This window comes from Cryobacterium sp. TMT2-18-2 (genome assembly GCF_004402245.1).
GTDB classification, from domain to species: Bacteria; Actinomycetota; Actinomycetes; order Actinomycetales; family Microbacteriaceae; genus Cryobacterium; species Cryobacterium sandaracinum.
On sequence record NZ_SOFU01000014.1, the window covers coordinates 1 to 1738 of the forward strand.

Annotated in this window: 1 rRNA gene; it reads right to left on the reverse strand. The window is 55.5% G+C overall.

The features are described 5' to 3' along the window. Positions 1-176: 176 nt before the first annotated feature. A 16S ribosomal RNA gene (locus tag E3O22_RS05085) occupies positions 177-1698 on the reverse strand. Positions 1699-1738: the final 40 nt, after the last annotated feature.

The following is a 1738-nucleotide window of genomic DNA, read 5'->3' on the forward strand; positions in this document are numbered from 1 at the left end:
ACAAACCATTCCAACCGACGTGCTGTAAACAGCTCGCGGCGTACCGGGTTCACCAGTGTCCTCCACGCATCAATGTCAATGTTCCACCCATGAGCGCCACCGGAGAACGTATGTCTCCGTAATGGCTTGGCACCATGATCTCCCTGTATACAGAGGAGAGGTGCTGTGCTCCTTAGAAAGGAGGTGATCCAGCCGCACCTTCCGGTACGGCTACCTTGTTACGACTTAGTCCTAATCACCGATCCCACCTTCGACAGCTCCTCCCCTTGCGGGTTAGGCCACTGGCTTCGGGTGTTACCGACTTTCATGACTTGACGGGCGGTGTGTACAAGGCCCGGGAACGTATTCACCGCAGCGTTGCTGATCTGCGATTACTAGCGACTCCGACTTCATGAGGTCGAGTTGCAGACCTCAATCCGAACTGAGACCGGCTTTTTGGGATTCGCTCCACCTTGCGGTATTGCAGCCCTTTGTACCGGCCATTGTAGCATGCGTGAAGCCCAAGACATAAGGGGCATGATGATTTGACGTCATCCCCACCTTCCTCCGAGTTGACCCCGGCAGTATCCCATGAGTTCCCACCATTACGTGCTGGCAACATAGGACGAGGGTTGCGCTCGTTGCGGGACTTAACCCAACATCTCACGACACGAGCTGACGACAACCATGCACCACCTGTATAGAGACCTTGCGGGGCGACTGTTTCCAGACGTTTCCTCTATATGTCAAGCCTTGGTAAGGTTCTTCGCGTTGCATCGAATTAATCCGCATGCTCCGCCGCTTGTGCGGGCCCCCGTCAATTCCTTTGAGTTTTAGCCTTGCGGCCGTACTCCCCAGGCGGGGAACTTAATGCGTTAGCTGCGACACGGAGACCGTGGAATGGTCCCCACATCTAGTTCCCAACGTTTACGGCATGGACTACCAGGGTATCTAATCCTGTTCGCTCCCCATGCTTTCGCTCCTCAGCGTCAGTTACGGCCCAGAGATCTGCCTTCGCCATTGGTGTTCCTCCTGATATCTGCGCATTCCACCGCTACACCAGGAATTCCAATCTCCCCTACCGCACTCTAGTCTGCCCGTACCCACTGCAGGCCCGAGGTTGAGCCTCGGGTTTTCACAGCAGACGCGACAAACCGCCTACGAGCTCTTTACGCCCAATAATTCCGGACAACGCTTGCACCCTACGTATTACCGCGGCTGCTGGCACGTAGTTAGCCGGTGCTTTTTCTGCAGGTACCGTCACTTTTACGCTTCTTCCCTACTAAAAGAGGTTTACAACCCGAAGGCCGTCGTCCCTCACGCGGCGTTGCTGCATCAGGCTTTCGCCCATTGTGCAATATTCCCCACTGCTGCCTCCCGTAGGAGTCTGGGCCGTGTCTCAGTCCCAGTGTGGCCGGTCACCCTCTCAGGCCGGCTACCCGTCGTCGCCTTGGTGAGCCATTACCTCACCAACTAGCTGATAGGCCGCGAGCTCATCCTTGACCAAAATTCTTTCCACCCCAGAAGATGCCTTCCAAGGTCGTATCCGGTATTAGACGTCGTTTCCAACGCTTATCCCAGAGTCAAGGGCAGATTGCTCACGTGTTACTCACCCGTTCGCCACTGATCAGAGAAGCAAGCTCCTCATCACCGTTCGACTTGCATGTGTTAAGCACGCCGCCAGCGTTCGTCCTGAGCCAGGATCAAACTCTCCGTAAATGTTTGACTGCACGAAACCCGAAGGCAACGGCACATCTAG